This window comes from Flavobacterium sp. UBA4854 (assembly GCF_002399805.1).
Taxonomy (GTDB): domain Bacteria; phylum Bacteroidota; class Bacteroidia; order Flavobacteriales; family Flavobacteriaceae; genus Flavobacterium; species Flavobacterium ginsengisoli.
In genome coordinates, this window is record NZ_DHEI01000091.1 from 20,537 (window position 1) to 36,767 (window position 16,231).

Below are 16,231 nucleotides of genomic sequence, written 5' to 3' on the forward strand. Positions count from 1 at the left end.
AAAAGATATCTTTTGTCCTTTTTCTTATTTAAAGTTTCATTTTATTTTAACTGTTCATCAATGATTACTCCTAGATCAGTATTAGAATTATCATAAGCAAGAATATTACCCGTTTTGTCAATTACAATTCGTGTTGGAATAGCCTGTATTTTGTAATTGGTAACAACTTCTGTTTTTGAATCGAAAAGAACATTAAAATCGAATTTTTTATCTGTTATATACGAAGTAACTTTCTTTAGTACGTCTTCCTCTTTGCCATTTTCCCAAGTATTTACAAACAGGAAAGCGACATCTTTATCTTTATATTTAGTCACTAAATGCTGCATTTTTGGAAAAGAAGCTTTGCATGGTCCGCACCAAGTTGCCCAGAAATCAAGAACAACCACTTTTCCTTTATAATCTGAAAGTTTTGTTTCTTTTCCTTCTAAATTTTTCAAAGTAAAATCAATGGCGTTTTTACTTCCAAATTTTTCAAGAAGATCTTTGTTTTTATTTTCTTTTGCTAATAATTCTGTTTTTTGCTGAATAGCATCATATTCAGCCATAGGTAATTTCTTTTCAATGTAAATTTCTTTTAGTTTAGCAAGAAATGCAGGCGATGTATTGCCTTTACCAATTTCGTCTTCAATATAAGCTTTTACTTCGTCTTTACTCTTTACTTTGTCAAGCATTGCTAGATAGCGTTCTTTGCCTCCAGCGTCCAATCCGTTAAGAGCTTTAACTTCGCTTTGGTATTTAAAAGCTTCGTCATATTTACCTTGTTTGTATAGCAGAAGCGCGTAAGTATCTGCATACATGTTAAAATCATCATTGTAATTGGCATTATAACATTCTTTTCGTTTAGCTTCAAGAATGTCTAATGATCGTTTAGAAACTTTTGTAGCAAAATCAATATTTTTTACAGGCATTGTTAAATCTCCTCCAGATTTACCCCAAGCAAAATTATTGTATGTGTCTGCTGGAAGAACTAAATAAGGCTCACAAGCTATGGCCTTTTCCCAATTTTCTTTGTCTAGATATAAAGATGCCAAAACAGAATAAAAAGAATTTAAAGATCTTTTTGAAGTATCATTAAATTTTGTTTTATATGTATTAAGGCTTTCTAAGACAGAAGCTTCAGTTTTATCAGGCTGATCATAGAAATTTCTCATAAAATCCATAGCATCAATTCTATTTTTAGGATATCTTTCTGAAATTTCCTTTCTCAATTTTATTGCTTGATCTTGGGTTTCATTATTAGAATTATAAATATAATAAGCGGTAGTTAGATAATCTTCGGTATTTCTTTTTATACATTTATCGGCAAAAGCAATGAGGTCTTTTGTTCCTTGTTCTTTATCGATAGATTTTTTAGTATACAAATACTCCAAAGAAACTTTATCATCTCTTAATTTCGGATATTTTGCAAATATTGCGTCATATTCGGCAATTAGCTCTTCTGGCTTTGGATTCGATTTTAGTTTAAAAAAGTAACCTCCATTACTTCTAACGAAAACTTCGTCTACTAGACTTTTTCCTAATTCAGTGTCATTTTGTGTTTTTAGTAGAACAGAATAACCTTTTTCGTTATTGCTATCGGCAATCTTTTTTGAATCGTTTATTGTTACTAGAATCACTCTGACAGAATCAGAAACTTTTGTGGTAAACTCAAAACGTTTTCCGCTTTTTTTTAACGGACTTATTTCAGAAGAAAAATCAGTAGAGGTAATAGATAAAATATTTGCTTTGGCGTTGTCTTCTATAACAAGACCTTGCGGAGGCTCGTAAATATAGGTATTGGGTTTGCCTACATTAAATTTATTATCTTTTAAATAGATTTTTCCGCTTTGAGAAAAAGCAGTGTTAAAGATTGTGAGAAGTAATAAAAGAATAGTTTTTTTCATTTGTTTTTGGTTTTTTGATTGATGATTTCTTAAATTTTAACGAATGCTAAATTATACAATGTTGCCTTTGTACGATTTTTATTAAGAAAATATTAGCATAAAAACGCAAATAATTTTAAACAATTAAAATTTTAGATTGCAGAAGAGCGACCTAAATCTTTTACTCCAATTACGGTTCTATAAAATTCATAACCTTTTTCAGAGCGATCAGGAAGAAACCTTTCGCGATATTCATCGGCACCTAAATCTTCTAAAAGTTTAATGTCAAACTGATTTAAAAAGTTCGGCACATCTTCCGGAAGCAATCCAAAAGTCCAATGTTCTTCTATGTTTTCGAGATCTTCCAGCAATTTTTTTCCGCGTAGAAAAGAATCAGGATTTTGAAGAATATCTTTATGTACGTAAGTAAAAATAATATGACTGTTGTTGGCAAATTTTGAAATAAAAGAAAAAGTGCTTTTCACGGCTTCTTCGGTCAAGTAATTCGTAACGCCTTCCCAAATTACAGCTGTAGGTTTTGAAAAATCTAGATGGTGTTTTGTAGCCAATTGATCGAGATCTTCTTTATTAAAATCAATTTGAAGAAAAGTCACGTTTTCTGGAATTTTGCCAATACGTTTTTTATAGATTTCAGCTTTAAAATTTGAAGTATTTGGATGATCAATTTCTATTACAGGAATCGCTTTTAGAAAACCAAGACGAACCGCTCTGGTATCAAATCCGGCACCTAAAATTATAACTTGTTCAACTCCTTTAGAAATTGCATTTTCTAGTAAATTATCAATGTATTTTGTTCTTGCAATTCCAGAAGAAAGAGCTCCAGGAATCTTTTTGTTTATGATGTTGCCAATATATTTTCTAAAAAACGGATATGGAGACAAGTTTACAGCAAGCCTCAATTTTGAATCTATAAAATGTATGGCATAAGGATCTGAAAACAATCTTTCGTTTTCATTACGTTTTGTTTCCAACGCTCTAAAGAAGGCCATGTATTGTGCCGTTCTACTTGTTTTTGATGCTTTCATTCTGTTTTTATTTTTTCGAAAACAAATTCTCTACAACCCAAGCTGGGCCAATCAATAAAAACTGAAGATCTTTTAGGAACGAAGGTTTTTTGCCTTCAATATTATGTCCGTAAAATTGTCCGACCCACGCTAGAGCGAAAACAATAAGCGAGAAAATCCATAACGGAAAAAGTTGCGAAATGTAGTAATTTACAATTAGGCAAAGAATAGAAAAAATGGCAATCTTAATAGCCATTGCAATTGATAATCTGATATAGAAAACGAGAACAAAAAGCAAAACAAGAAATGCCCAATTTTCAATAATAGGAGCATTTAGTTGTAATGTATTGGAGATTATCGTACTCGGAATACTCATAAGTAAACCAACGATTGAAAAGAAAATAGCAGGTACACAAATATAATGTATCGCCTTGTTTTTTGGGTTCTGATGACTTACGGCATATTCTGCAAACCATTGATCTAATGTTCTCATTTTTGTGGTTTTAAGGTTAGATGCGTAAATCTAATGAAATTTCTTTTAGGTTTTACCGTGCTGTATTTTCATTATTTCATCGACAATAGAAATGGCTTTTTCTAATGTAATTCCGTTTTCCTGATCTAAAGTTAAAGGATGATTTTCTTCGATCATTTTTATTTCAGGAATTAAACCTAAATCTTGTTCGATTGCAATTGTTTTAAGCGAAATAGTTTTGCCATAAGTTGGCACATCTGTCTGCATCCAGCCAAAATAAGGCTCTTGATTTACTCGGTTTGGATCTTCCCACAAATCCATTCTCAAACAGAAATTATCTTCGCTTATCGTAGTCCAGACATTAAAAACCAAATCTTCGTGATAATCTACAATAGGAATAGTTAATCTGCCACGATGAAAAAAATGTTCTTCGTCGATATAACACCAGCTTCCTCCGTATTCAATTCTTTGTTCTCTTTCTTCGGGCGGAATGGCAAAATAATAAGCAGGAAATTCATTTCCGAAACACAAAGGCATTTCATCAAAAACTTCTCCGCAGCAAGAACATTTGTAAGTATACATTTTTAATTTTTTAAAGAATCGACATTCTGATTGTACTGAAAAACATTGTCCCATAATTCGTCAATAGCGACAAGCGCTTCATTGAGCGGAATCACGTTCCATTTTTCATTAGTTTCTATTCCTAAACCAATGCTTTTTAATTTTAATAAAGCATCGTTTACATCAAAATCTAAGTCGGTATTTAGTTGGGTTTTAAACCAAGATTCTATTTGATTGTCCAGTTCTTCTGCTGTTAAAGATTTTTCGCTTTCGTGCAAAAAAGTATAAGCAAGAATTGTTTCTTTTAAAGCTTCTTCTTCAGAAGAATTTAGTAAAGAATAAAATGCTCCGCTGTTGTTTCCGACATTTTTAAAATACAAACTGTCTGAAAGCGTTTTAGAATAACGGATTTTTTTGTTGATGAAATTGTTGTATTGACGAAAACAATATGCTCCTAAAATTCCTAGTGCAATTAAACCTTGATTTAAAGAAGTTTTACTGTTTAATAAATCTATTGTTTCGCCTGTTTGATAGGCTTCGTACATATTAATTAAAGCAGGAATCACTTTAGCGCTTAATAGAGAAAGTCCACCAAAAACGCCCGGAACCCAAAGCAATAATTTATCCTTTAGAGACATTTTCGGAATGGCATTTGGAAAAACCGTTTCGAGATCGTTTTTAGGAACGCGTTTAAAGATTTTTAAAGCAATAGAACCTGGATCAATAGGCATTTTGCCCAATTTGACTTTCTTTTCTTTAAGATAATCTGCATCGCTATAATTCAGATAAATGAGAACACGATCGTAATATTCAATTTCGACTTCTTTGGTCCAGAAAAAGTATTTTTTGATTTTTTCTTTAGCTTTATGATGTCCGCGTGCATAAAGTTCAAAATCTTTAAAAGCATTAAAATCGATAGAAAGATTCAGCCCGATCAAATCAGATTCATCAAAAGCTTCGTTTAATGCTTTCTGATCGATTCTATAATAATTGCCGCGTTCTAAAACTTTGAGAAGAGTTTCTTTAAAAACAGGAAAATTGCTTTTATTGATAAACTGTTCACGTTCTTTTTCGCTTAAATCTGGATCGTAGAGCGCGTAATGCTGTTTTAGATTTCTATTTAGGTTAAAAGATTCGTAATGATAATAATGTTCGATAATTTCGAACAACTTCTTAAAATCGCTAACCTTATCTGGATTTTCAGCAAAAGCTAAAATTTGCTGTTCCAGTAAAAATTCTTTATTAAACGGAATATAATGTTCTCTAGTCATTTGGACTTTAATTTCTTGGCATTTACAGAACGCAAAAATACAGCCTGAAATTTGATTTTAGGCTTTATGCGTGATGTTTTTTTTAACGCAAAGAGCGCTAAGAATTTTTAATTAAAGACTTAATAAAACCGCAAAGTTCGCAAAGCTTTATGGCAACATAGTTTTCCTGCAGATTTTGCAGATTAAGCAGATAAAACAAAATCTCTTAAATCTGCTAAATCTGCGAGAGAAAAACTTTGTGAACTTTGCGTTTTAAAAAAGATTCTAATTACTATCTAATATTCAAATATAACCCACGGTTTGAACCGCGGGATGCTCAGAGATGAATTGAGATATGCTTTGTGTCCCCGTGGTTGGAACCACGGGCTATGTTGAAATAAAATTCGCAAAGCTTTGTGTAGATAAAGCTTTGCGCCTTCAAAAACTTCTTAAAAAAACTTAGCGAACTTTGCGTAATTCTTTGCGTTCTTTGCGGTAAAATAGGTAGTTAGAGAAACAAAAAAAAGTGAAATTTCCAATCGGTACCAGCGATTTGAAATCCCACTTTCTGTTCCAAAAAAAAAGTGACAAAAAATTAAGAAGCTCTCTAGAAGCTTTTTTTAGAAACTAAAAATTATTCAATGCAATATTACCACTAAATAAAATTGTGGCTATAGGTGTTTTTACCTGTTTTTAAGAGTTTTTTTCTTTATATTTTAAAATAGGAAAGCTATTTTTTTGCTACGATGTATTTTACCGAAACAATTTTTACCGATTTTATCAGTCCAAAATCTAAGGAAGTTTCTTGATCAAATGTAAAAATACAACTAGATTTAGCGTCAATTCCATAACATGGCGAGGTAGCTTTTGATGCAAAACTTCCAATAGATTCTGTACCATCAAGATTTACAGTAATTAATGGAATTCCAACGACATTAAAGTCATTAAGATTGTTTAGTTTTATCTCCATTTCAAGTCGGTAAGTATTTTTACCAGTGTCTGGAGTATAAATGAAATTCAAAATTTCATAGGAGAAATTTTCAAGTTCTTTGGTGTTTTCTTCGATAGGTTTAATCTCAAAATCGCAAGAAACTTCTTTTTCATATGCTGGTATGTAAGATGAACCAGATGGTGTTTGAATAGTCTGCGCAGGAATAGTAATCATTTTGGTACAGTCTCCAGAGGAACAGCTTAAAAAGCCTAAAAATAATACTGGCCAAAAAAACAATTTTAAAGGTTTAATCATGTTCTATTGATTTGAAAAGTTATTCGCAAATAAATCAATTTATAGTTGAATTATTATGTTTTAGAAAAGGAAAAAAATACAGGAATTTTAATTTAGTTTAATACCGTTTTTTTGAGTTCGATTACGCCTTGAATGTATTTTATTAATTCTTCTTTGGTTACAGCAAAAGGCGCATTTTCTGCTTCAAATTTCAAATATAAATTAGCAATACTTTCGGCATCAAGATTTTCAGTAAGGTAGTGGTGTTCTGAATATTTTATAAGATGATCTACAAAAAGTTCGCGTCTCTTTCCTTTTTCGATTGTTTCAGGATCGCCTTCTCTAATTTTTTCGATTACAGATTCTGGCAAATCGATCGTTAGATACATACAATCTACAGAAACTTTTGAAAGCATTTCTTTGGGGACTCTTCCCGTTGCATCGCAATAAGCGCATGGTGCAGGAACCCATTTTAATTGTCGGTTTAAACGGCGGATATCATCCCAATCAACAAATCTTTTTCCAAGGCATCTTGGACATTTTATAGTAGATCTTTTAAAAAGATTAAAAATGGACATTGGTTTTTAAATAGCTTAGGGGTTGGTTTGTCGCGAATTTAAAGAATTAAGTAGGAAAAGTTGCTGGAATCGTTATTTTTTTTAAGAAAAAAATGAACAAAATCGCAAATCTGAATACGTGAGCACTTGTCGAATAATTCGGAAATGCATTTTTAAGATTCAGAAACCGCTTATTATTATTGAGATTCGCGATTATGATATTGTATTAGATTTAGTACAAACGAAATTTTTAATCTATTTTTTGATTGTACGAAAAGTTATACTTTTGTTTGCAGAGAAAGGTTTTAATGAAATAAAAAACTTTAAAGAATTTTAAATATCTTTGAATTATGAGCACAGCAACAAAACCAAAACATATAGGCAGAAACATTAGCCGAATTAGAGAACTTAGAGACATGAAGCAAGAAGCACTTGCTATTGCTCTTGGCATGAGCCAACAATATGTCTCTACTCTTGAAGGAACCGAAAATATAGATGACGAAAAGCTAAATAAAATTGCTCAAGCTTTAGGAGTTTCTGTAGAAACTATTAAGAATTTTAGTGATGAAGCCGTTTTTAATATTATTGGTAACACAGTGACTAATCATGATAATTCTGCTTTATTTCAATTTCACCCAACATTTAATCCAATCGATAAGTTGATTGAATCTTATGATGAAAATAGGAAACTTTATGAGCGTTTATTAGAATCTGAAAAAGAGAAGATTTCTTATTTGGAAAAGTTGCTTAAAGAGAAATAAGATTTATAAAGATTATAAAAATGGAAAAGAGACTTTTGTGAGAAAGTCTCTTTTTTTATTTATTGCAAATGCGAGCGTCTGGATTGTATAGTATTTATAATGGCAAATCAGGGTTCAGGTATATTGTTACAATTCATATTTAGTAAAGTCCATGAAAAATCCGGCATTAATTCAGCATCCTTTTTTAATTCCTCATTTTCTTCATTTGATAATTCAGGATTGTAATCTAAAATTTTACAATCTTTCGGGACACTCTTATTAAATTCCTGATCATATTTAGAATGTAGATCATTCCTAAATTTTTCTGCCCATGCAAGAGAAGGAAAAACTAATACCACTTCACCCCAATCTACTTTTAATGTGCCTTTTGATGGTTTTATTCTCCATTCTCTTTCCCAAGTAAAATCACGATATAATCCTCCTTTACTACCAGCAGGATAATATGATACTGTTCTCCAATTTGTTTTGTCATTATCTCTTTCAAACTCGTAGTCTGGACTATATATTACAGGACGACCTCCCATACCGAATATATATACTTTTGTGAACATAAAGCCAAAAGGAGAATAACGACTAAAATATTTATCATTTAATTTTCCGTCTTTTGTTAATGCCATATATGAAGCTTCAGTAAAGCAAATACTTGGTATGTTTCCTAACCGTAAATATGAAGATTCTTTTAAAAAACCCTCCGATACAATTTTAAAGAATGTATTGTATGACTCAAGATAATCCCATCTATTTTTGTCTTTTGTAAAATGTATTAAATCATTGCTATGATCAATTCTAGCATAATTCATATTTTTTTGCTTTATTTAAAATTAGGTCAAACAATCATATTAATAAATTAACCCCCATTGCCGAGTACTTTTAGTCATCTTGGCAGACATATGTGAGAACAAAAAAACAACAAAAAGTTGAGCTTTTCAAAAATTATCTAATTATCCAAATTGACAAATTATCTAATTGGAAGATTATTTAGCAGAATCTGATATTTCCTTCCGACAGGAATAATATCACCATTTGACATCGTAAGATTTTTGGTTGTAACAGCAGAAATTTTGGTTGTATTTACAATATAAGATCTGTGCACTTGAAGGAAATGAGCACAATCAATTTCGGCACTTATACTTGCAAGCGAACCGTAAATGACAATTGGAGATTTTAATTTGCAATTGTACAATTTCATGTAATTGCCCAGACTTTCGATGTATAAAATATCAGAAAGAGGCGTTTCAATTATTTGCCCGTTAGAGCGGTAAGAAAGGACTTTTTCGTCGTCGCTGCTTTCTTTTTTTAGATTATTTCCAGAATGATATGTTTTGGCTTTTTCTATTGCTTTTGAGAATTTATCAAACGAAATAGGTTTTAGTAAATAATCAATCGCATCGTTTTGGTAAGCTGAAAGCGCAAAATCAGAATAAGCTGTTGTTACAATCGTAATCGGACGATTGGGTTGCAGTTCCATTAATTCTACACCCGAAATTACAGGCATATTAATGTCTAGAAAAATAATATCGTATTGGTTTTCGTTGAGGAGTTTTATGGCTTCCATACCATTAAAAGCGCTTCCAGAATGTTCCAGTTCGTCAAATTTAGAAATGTGCGAAATCAAGGCTTTGTGCGCCGGCGATTCGTCATCAATTATTAGACAGCGGTAGGTAAGTGCCATATGGTTAGTTTTACGGTAAACATATTTTTCTCTTTTTTACAGCTCAAATTGTGTTTTAGGCCGTAAACTTCCAAACGCCTTTTTAGATTCTCAATTCCGATTCCGGTGCTCGAAAGTCGCGAACCCGAATCGAGATAATTGTTTTTCAATGTAAAAATCACGCCTTGGCATCGCACTTTCAAATCCAGATTAATAAACGGTTCTGGAGTTTCGGCAGAAAACTTCACTGCGTTTTCTACCAAAGGCAGAAAGAACAAAGGCGGAATCTCGATTTGATCGTGCACACCTTCAATGTTTTGTTTTACAGCGAGCCTTTCGTTTCTAAAGGTATAGTATTCGATATATTTTTTAATGAAAGCGATTTCTTCTTCCATTAAAACAAAATCTTTTTTAGAAGCTTCAATTTGATAGCGCAGCATGTCTGAAAGATTCAGGATTCTATCTGGAACTTTATCGGGTTCTGCAAGGGCTTCTCCGTAAAGATTATTCATTGCATTCAATAAAAAATGCGGATTCAATTGCTGTTTTAAAAACGAAAGTTCAGACTTAAAATTCATGATGTCTTTATCGGCCTGACTCATTTTTTTGGTAATCACAATATGAAGAAAATAAAAGAAAGAACCGTTTATAATAAGCGATAAAATTTGAAGTGTCTTAAAATTTCCTAATCCGACAAGTGGGAAAAACCAATTCATAAAAAAGTAAAAACCAGTCCAATAAACGGCAAGAAGCGTAAAGAAGATTTTAAACTTTTTATGAAACAGAAAAGGTTTGATAATGCAAATATTGAAAATCGTAATCCAGACGATACACGGAAAATAACCTACAGCTATTTTGCTCAGAATATACGACCAGCTGTGTCCGTCTAGTTTTATTTCGTCGTAAACACAGGCAAGAATGACTAAGTAGACAAGTGCATTTACGAGAAGATTTCGCAGAAAGAAGTTTTGATAGATTTTTGTAATTGTCATAACGGCAAAAATACTATAATCGTATAGTTTATAATCATTTGAAAGCAATAATTTATACCAACGCCATTCGTATAAATCATACGCCACTGGTATAAAATTGCTATAAAAAGAGAGACATGTCAATTACTTTTGGATTCAAATTTTATCTATACCCCGAAATAATTTATTCTAATTTATGAAATCTAAAATCATGTCTTTTGTGTTTGTTTTTTCCACTTTACAAATAATAGCTCAAGAAAAGGAGCCAGGCGTAAAAACCTTTGCAAAAGCCGTGGTTGATAAATTTCCAAACACACGAACTTTTGATGTTCAATATGAAGCTTTAGGACCATCAAATTACGATTCAAGATTGTTTGGAAATAAATATGAAAAAGGAAGAATTGAAGATCACAATCGTTTCAAAGCGGCTTTCAATCTTCCGTTTTATGCTTCAAAATCTAAAAAACTGGTTTTAACGACTTCGCTTCGCTATAAATATGAAAATTTTGGTTTTGGAGATATTTATAATTATCAAACCAATGAAACGTATACAAAAGAAAATCAGGAATTTCATTTTTGGGCAGGAGCATTGACAGCAACTTACATGTCGACACTTTTTAAGAAACCAGTCATTTACAACGCAACAGCAACGATTGACGGAGACGAAAAAAAATTACAAAGGTTGAAAGGTTTTGCATCGGCAGTTTTAGTGCTAAAAAGAACACCTTCAACCACCATTACCGCTGGGGCTCTAGTATTGCTCGATCCATCATCGATTGTACCTGTTACGCCGCTTTTTTCTATAAACCATAAATTCAAACAATCGAAATGGGATATGGACTTTATTTTGCCTCAGCGTATATTATTTAGAAGAGAATTGTTAGAAAACGGAAGAATTTCGTTGGGAACCGAGTTAAACACAGAAAGTTTTTACTTGAATTTAGATAACCAAAATTTGAGAGGTGTTTACGAGCTGAATCAGTTAGAATTAAAATCTGGAATTACTTATGAATACAGTTTTACTCCTAAATTGATTGCATTTGTAAAAGGTGGCGTAAACAATGTTGTAAGTGCGAGACTAACAGAAAAAGGAGAGCGAACAAACCGTTATGTTTACGATCAGAAAGAAGATGCGCAAGGGTATTTTAGATTTGGAGTTTCATATAACCTTTTTAATCGAAAGTAAAATGTACAAGTTAAAAGAATTAAAAGAAGCAGAGATGATAGTAGAGATTTTTAAAACCAATGTTCAGAAAAAATCTGATGGAGATTACATAATTGCAGTGATGCAAAATCAATTTCCAAATTATAAAATTAATTTTGATTTGGAAGATTGTGATAAGATATTGAGAGTTGAAGGTTTTGATTTGCAGTGCAATAGTGTAATGAATCACGTAAGTGGTTTGGGTTATACTTGCGTGCGATTGGAATAATTTTGCATTTTAAATCAGGTGTAAATACGCTACCGTATTTGCTTTTTTTGTAAGTATTTTGCGTAATATTTTAATTCCAAAAATAATGCTGAAATGATAAGTTTTATACTTTCTCTTTTTCTTTTTCTTCTCACACAGTTATTCTAATTTAGCTGTTTATTCCTTATTAGGGCTTTCTGTTGCTTTTTATTGAGCAAAAGGTTTGTTCTTTTTTTGCGTATTATTTTTTTAATTTTGCGCCATGAAAAAAACATTCCAACTCTTCGATTTTAGCCAGAAAGTCAATTACAAAAACGAAATTTTAGCTGGTTTAACTGTAGCAATGACGATGATTCCAGAATCGCTGTCGTTTGCTATATTAGCAGGATTTCCGCCTTTAGTTGGGTTGTACGCCGCTTTTATTGCAGGTTTAGTTACGGCAATTTTTGGAGGAAGACCAGGAATGATTTCAGGCGGGGCAGGAGCTACCGTGATTGTTTTAATCGCCTTGATGAAATCGCACGGAATAGAATATGTTTTTGCGGCCGTAGCTCTCGGCGGTGTTGTCCAGATTTGTATCGGACTTTTTAAACTCGGAAAATTTATTCGTTTAGTTCCGCAGCCCGTAATGTTTGGTTTTGTAAACGGTTTGGCAGTTGTGATTTTTATGTCGCAATTGGAGCAGTTTAAAACGGTTGTTAACGGTCAGGTTTCTTGGCTTCAGGGAACTCCTTTATATACTATGCTTGGTTTGGTTGCTTTGACCATTGCGATTGTTTTGATTTTTCCGAAGATTACAAAAGCGGTTCCAGCATCTTTAGTAGCTATTATGGTTGTTTTTGCAATCGTAATTATTTTTAATATCGAAACCAAAACGGTTGAAGATATCGCTTCGGTTCAAGGCGGATTTCCTCCATTTCATATTCCGAATATTCCGTTTTCTTTTGAAACTTTAAAAGTCATATTTCCATATTCAGTCATTGTTGCGGCTGTTGGTTTGACTGAAGGCTTGCTTACGCTAAATTTAGTCGACGAAATCACAGGCACAAGAGGAAATAGCAATAGAGAATGTATTGCGCAAGGAAGCTCAAACATTTTAAATGGTTTTTTCTACGGAATGGGCGGCTGCCCGATGATAGCGCAAACATTAGTAAATCTTGGCGCAGGATCTAGAGCCAGACTTTCAGGAATTATTGGTGCTTTGACTATTTTATTGATCATTCTTTTTGGAGCTCCCGTAATTGGTAAATTGCCAATGGCAGCTTTAGTTGGCGTTATGATGATGGTTGCCATTACCACTTTTGAATGGGCAAGTTTCAGGATTATAAATAAAATGCCAAAACATGATATTTTTGTTGGAATTCTAGTTGCCGTAATTACCATTGTATTGCATAATCTGGCATTGGCTGTTTTAATTGGCGTAATTATCTCAGCTTTGGTTTTTGCATGGGAAAGTGCCAAAAGAATCCGTGCACGACATTATATAGACGAAAACGGAATAAAACATTACGAAATTTATGGCCCATTATTTTTTGGTTCAACCAGTGCTTTTTTAGAGAAGTTTGATATACAAAACGACCCTAATCATATTATAATAGATTTTAAAGAAAGTCGTGTTTCAGACATGTCGGCGATTGAAGCTTTGAATAATATTACTAAAAAGTACAATCAATTAAATAAAACAGTAGAGTTACAGCATTTGAGCGAAGATTGCAGACAATTGCTGAAAAATGCGGATGCAGTTATAAATGTTAATGTTATTGAAGATCCGACTTATAAGGTGGTGTCTTAATAATTGTTAATTGTGAATTATTAATTGTGAATTAATTCAAATCGATTTTCTGTAGAGACACACTGCTTTGTGTCTTCGCAAAGTATCTCAAAAAGTTAAACCCGACAGGTTTTTAAAACCTATCGGGTTTGTTACTGTTTGTCTATATTTTTTTTGTCAGGCTGAGCGAAGTCGAAGCCCACTTGCCAATTGGAGTGCCCTTCGACTCCGCTCAGGGTGACAATCATCATCAAATTTTCTAATTATCAAATTGACACATTATCGAATTTAGCGCAGCGCATTCTCAATATCACTCAGCTTTCCGTCAATTTCGCCTACTTGCAAACCTAAAATATGAGCAATTAAAGGATAAACAGAAACATTCTGAAACGTTTTTACTTTCTTGTTTACTTTAAAAGCAGGACCTTTTGCGTAAAAAATAGCATGCATATCTTTTTCGTTATTGTCATAACCATGCGTTCCGCCATTTATATGCGTGCTTTCTTTGCCAACAAGACTCCATCCTTTGTTGGCTTCAATAACAAAATCGTGTACACGCGGATTCGTTCCGTAATGTAATCTTTTCGGAACTTCGGTTGATTTCCAGAATTTAATGTGAGGCACTTTTTTTAAAGCATTAGCAATCGAATCTTGATAGCCCGGTTTTGCCTGTAAACTCATAATCGGATTAATAACGTCTTTATAACCTAACCATTCTGGCTTTATATAATCTAAAACGGCTACTTTTTTATCATTGCTGATATCGGCCATTCCGTGATCTGAAACGATGATTAAATTGATTTGTTTTCCAATAGGCAATTGATCTAATCTTCTAGATATTTCTCCCATAATTGAATCCATTTTAATCACTGTTTTTTCAGTTTTTGGCGAATGCGGACCAAAATTATGACCCGTATGATCTGGTTCGTCAAAATATAAAGTGACCAAATGCGGACGCTGTTTTTCCGGAAGCTGCAACCATTTCATAACCGTATCGATTCTAGCTCCGTACGGAACTTTACCATCATAATTTTTGAAATAACTTGGATTTCTTTTGTCAATATCAGAACCTGGCCAAAAGAAAGAAGCTGTTTTTACACCTTGCTGTTCCGCTAAATTCCAAATAGGATTTCCGCCATAAAAACGAGAATCATTTTTTGCGTTGCTTGATAATGAGAAAGATTGGTTTAAAGAAGCATCATAAAAAACGTTATTTATAATTCCGTGATGATCTGGATAAAGCCCAGTAACGATTGAATAATGGTTTGGGAAGGTTTTACTCGGGTAAGAAGGTTTCATTGATTTGGCATGAACGCCTTCTCGTTCAATTTGCTTCAGATTTGGGAGATTATACATTTTGCCATAATCCCATCGAAAGCCATCCATAGAAACTAAAACTACGTAATTGTTTTTGCTATTTTGGGCTTGTAAAAAAGCAGTAAGAAGTAAAAATGTAAAAGATAAAAAGTGAGTTGTGAATTTTCTCATTGTGCAATTTTAATAGAATTGCAAAGGTAGAGATAACAGATTTTTTAAAGAAAAAGAGAATGTTAAATAAAAAATGGTTGCCACTAATTGCACTAATTTCCACGAATTATTTTTCTTTTCAGCCACAGATTACACAGATTTAAAGGATTTTTATTTTATGCAGATCATAGATTGTAAAAATTAAATTAATCTGCCTGAATCTGTAGAATCTGCTGAAAATTTTTTAGTGTATCCAATAAAGAAATCCTTTTAATCTGTGTAATCTGTGGTAACTTTTTACAAGCAAAATAATTCATGAAAATTAGTGCAATTAGTGGCAAACAAAAAAAGCGCCAGATAAAAATCCAGCGCTTTTAATTTTTAAGAAGAGAATGAATTACATCATTCCTGGCATTCCGCCTCCCATTGGCATTCCGCCTCCGGCATTTTCTTCTTTAATATCAATTAATGCACATTCTGTAGTCAAGATCATTCCAGAAACAGATGCAGCGTTTTCAAGAGCTACACGAGTTACTTTTTTAGGATCAATAATTCCAGCAGTAAGCATATCTACATATTCGTCAGTTTTTGCATTGTATCCAAAATCACCTGAACCTTCAGAAACTTTAGCTACAACAACAGAACCTTCAAGACCAGCGTTTTCAACGATAGTTCTTAATGGAGATTCAACAGCACGAGAAACAATTTGAATTCCAGTTGCTTCGTCAGCGTTATCAGCTTTTAAGTCAGCTAAAGCAAGTTTAGCTCTTAATAAAGCTACACCACCACCAGCAACGATTCCTTCTTCTACAGCGGCACGAGTTGCGTGTAAAGCGTCATCAACTCTGTCTTTTTTCTCTTTCATTTCAACTTCAGAAGCAGCACCAACATAAAGAACAGCAACACCTCCAGCTAATTTAGCTAGACGCTCTTGTAATTTTTCTTTATCGTAATCAGATGTAGTAGTTTCCATCTGACCTTTAATTTGGTTTACTCTATTTTTGATGATATCAGCTTCGCCAGCTCCGCTTACGATAGTTGTATTATCTTTATCGATAGAAACTCTTTTTGCGTTTCCTAACATTTCGATAGTTGTATTTTCTAGAGTATAACCTCTTTCTTCAGAAATTACAGTTCCACCAGTTAAGATTGCGATATCTTCTAACATTGCTTTTCTTCTGTCTCCAAAACCTGGAGCTTTTACAGCAGCAATTTTAAGAGCACCTCTTAATTTGTTTACTACTAA

Annotated in this window: 16 protein-coding genes; 4 read left to right on the top strand and 12 right to left on the bottom strand. The window is 32.8% G+C overall.

Going from position 1 to position 16,231, the window contains the following annotated elements; genetic code table 11:
* Window positions 1-41: 41 nt before the first annotated feature.
* The 7 genes from B3J44_RS13510 to B3J44_RS13540 form a co-directional block, all read right to left on the bottom strand.
* A complete protein-coding gene (locus B3J44_RS13510) occupies window positions 42-1,883 on the bottom strand; it encodes a TlpA disulfide reductase family protein (protein WP_286968903.1) in 1,842 nt (613 codons plus the stop codon).
* Between the two features lie 131 nt (window positions 1,884-2,014).
* Window positions 2,015-2,908 carry a class I SAM-dependent methyltransferase gene (locus tag B3J44_RS13515; RefSeq protein WP_286968904.1) on the bottom strand — a complete coding sequence of 298 codons (894 nt, stop codon included), beginning with the start codon at window positions 2,906-2,908 and terminating at the stop codon, window positions 2,015-2,017.
* Between the two features lie 7 nt (window positions 2,909-2,915).
* Window positions 2,916-3,380: a DUF962 domain-containing protein gene (locus tag B3J44_RS13520; protein ID WP_198854331.1), complete on the bottom strand. Its 465-nt coding sequence runs from the start codon at window positions 3,378-3,380 to the stop codon at window positions 2,916-2,918.
* Window positions 3,381-3,425: 45 nt separating this feature from the next.
* Window positions 3,426-3,941, bottom strand: a complete 516-nt coding sequence (locus B3J44_RS13525; protein WP_286968907.1) for a DUF2199 domain-containing protein — start codon at window positions 3,939-3,941, stop codon at window positions 3,426-3,428.
* A 2-nt stretch (window positions 3,942-3,943) separates the two neighbouring features.
* On the bottom strand, window positions 3,944-5,191 hold the full coding sequence (locus B3J44_RS13530) for a TMEM143 family protein (protein ID WP_198854329.1): 1,248 nt from the start codon (window positions 5,189-5,191) through the stop codon (window positions 3,944-3,946).
* 709 nt (window positions 5,192-5,900) lie between these two features.
* Window positions 5,901-6,416: a hypothetical protein gene (locus B3J44_RS13535; protein WP_286968909.1), complete on the bottom strand. Its 516-nt coding sequence runs from the start codon at window positions 6,414-6,416 to the stop codon at window positions 5,901-5,903.
* Between the two features lie 92 nt (window positions 6,417-6,508).
* On the bottom strand, window positions 6,509-6,973 hold the full coding sequence (locus tag B3J44_RS13540) for a hypothetical protein (RefSeq protein ID WP_286968910.1): 465 nt from the start codon (window positions 6,971-6,973) through the stop codon (window positions 6,509-6,511).
* Between the two features lie 329 nt (window positions 6,974-7,302).
* Between B3J44_RS13540 and B3J44_RS13545 the strand changes: the two genes are divergently transcribed.
* A complete protein-coding gene (locus tag B3J44_RS13545) occupies window positions 7,303-7,713 on the top strand; it encodes a helix-turn-helix domain-containing protein (protein ID WP_278022692.1) in 411 nt (136 codons plus the stop codon).
* Between the two features lie 107 nt (window positions 7,714-7,820).
* On the opposite strand, the gene B3J44_RS13550 is transcribed toward B3J44_RS13545, so the two are convergent.
* From B3J44_RS13550 to B3J44_RS13560, 3 genes are all read right to left on the bottom strand, one after another.
* Window positions 7,821-8,513: a hypothetical protein gene (locus B3J44_RS13550; RefSeq protein ID WP_286968911.1), complete on the bottom strand. Its 693-nt coding sequence runs from the start codon at window positions 8,511-8,513 to the stop codon at window positions 7,821-7,823.
* A 158-nt stretch (window positions 8,514-8,671) separates the two neighbouring features.
* Complete coding sequence (locus B3J44_RS13555) at window positions 8,672-9,385, bottom strand: LytR/AlgR family response regulator transcription factor (RefSeq protein WP_286968912.1); 714 nt, start codon at window positions 9,383-9,385, stop codon at window positions 8,672-8,674.
* The gene (locus B3J44_RS13560) at window positions 9,361-10,479 is read right to left on the bottom strand and encodes a sensor histidine kinase (RefSeq protein WP_233073995.1); all 1,119 of its coding nucleotides are present in this window, start codon (window positions 10,477-10,479) and stop codon (window positions 9,361-9,363) included. The genes B3J44_RS13555 and B3J44_RS13560 overlap by 25 nt, the downstream gene beginning before the upstream one ends.
* Window positions 10,480-10,531: 52 nt before the next feature.
* On the opposite strand from B3J44_RS13560, the gene B3J44_RS13565 reads away from it, so the two are divergent.
* The 3 genes from B3J44_RS13565 to B3J44_RS13575 all read left to right on the top strand — a co-directional run bounded on the left by B3J44_RS13565 (window position 10,532) and on the right by B3J44_RS13575 (window position 13,539).
* Complete coding sequence (locus B3J44_RS13565) at window positions 10,532-11,521, top strand: DUF6268 family outer membrane beta-barrel protein (protein WP_286968915.1); 990 nt, start codon at window positions 10,532-10,534, stop codon at window positions 11,519-11,521.
* Between the two features lies 1 nt (window position 11,522).
* On the top strand, window positions 11,523-11,768 hold the full coding sequence (locus tag B3J44_RS13570; protein WP_233073993.1) for a hypothetical protein: 246 nt from the start codon (window positions 11,523-11,525) through the stop codon (window positions 11,766-11,768).
* A gap of 241 nt (window positions 11,769-12,009) precedes the next feature.
* Entirely contained in the window at window positions 12,010-13,539 is a 1,530-nt protein-coding gene (locus B3J44_RS13575; RefSeq protein ID WP_286968916.1) for a SulP family inorganic anion transporter, read from the top strand.
* Between the two features lie 267 nt (window positions 13,540-13,806).
* Here B3J44_RS13575 and B3J44_RS13580 read toward each other — a convergent pair whose 3' ends face one another.
* Complete coding sequence (locus tag B3J44_RS13580; protein ID WP_286968917.1) at window positions 13,807-15,006, bottom strand: ectonucleotide pyrophosphatase/phosphodiesterase; 1,200 nt, start codon at window positions 15,004-15,006, stop codon at window positions 13,807-13,809.
* A 376-nt stretch (window positions 15,007-15,382) separates the two neighbouring features.
* Window positions 15,383-16,231 (bottom strand): chaperonin GroEL (gene groEL, locus B3J44_RS13585; RefSeq protein WP_286968919.1); only part of this gene is annotated, 849 nt, incomplete at its 5' end.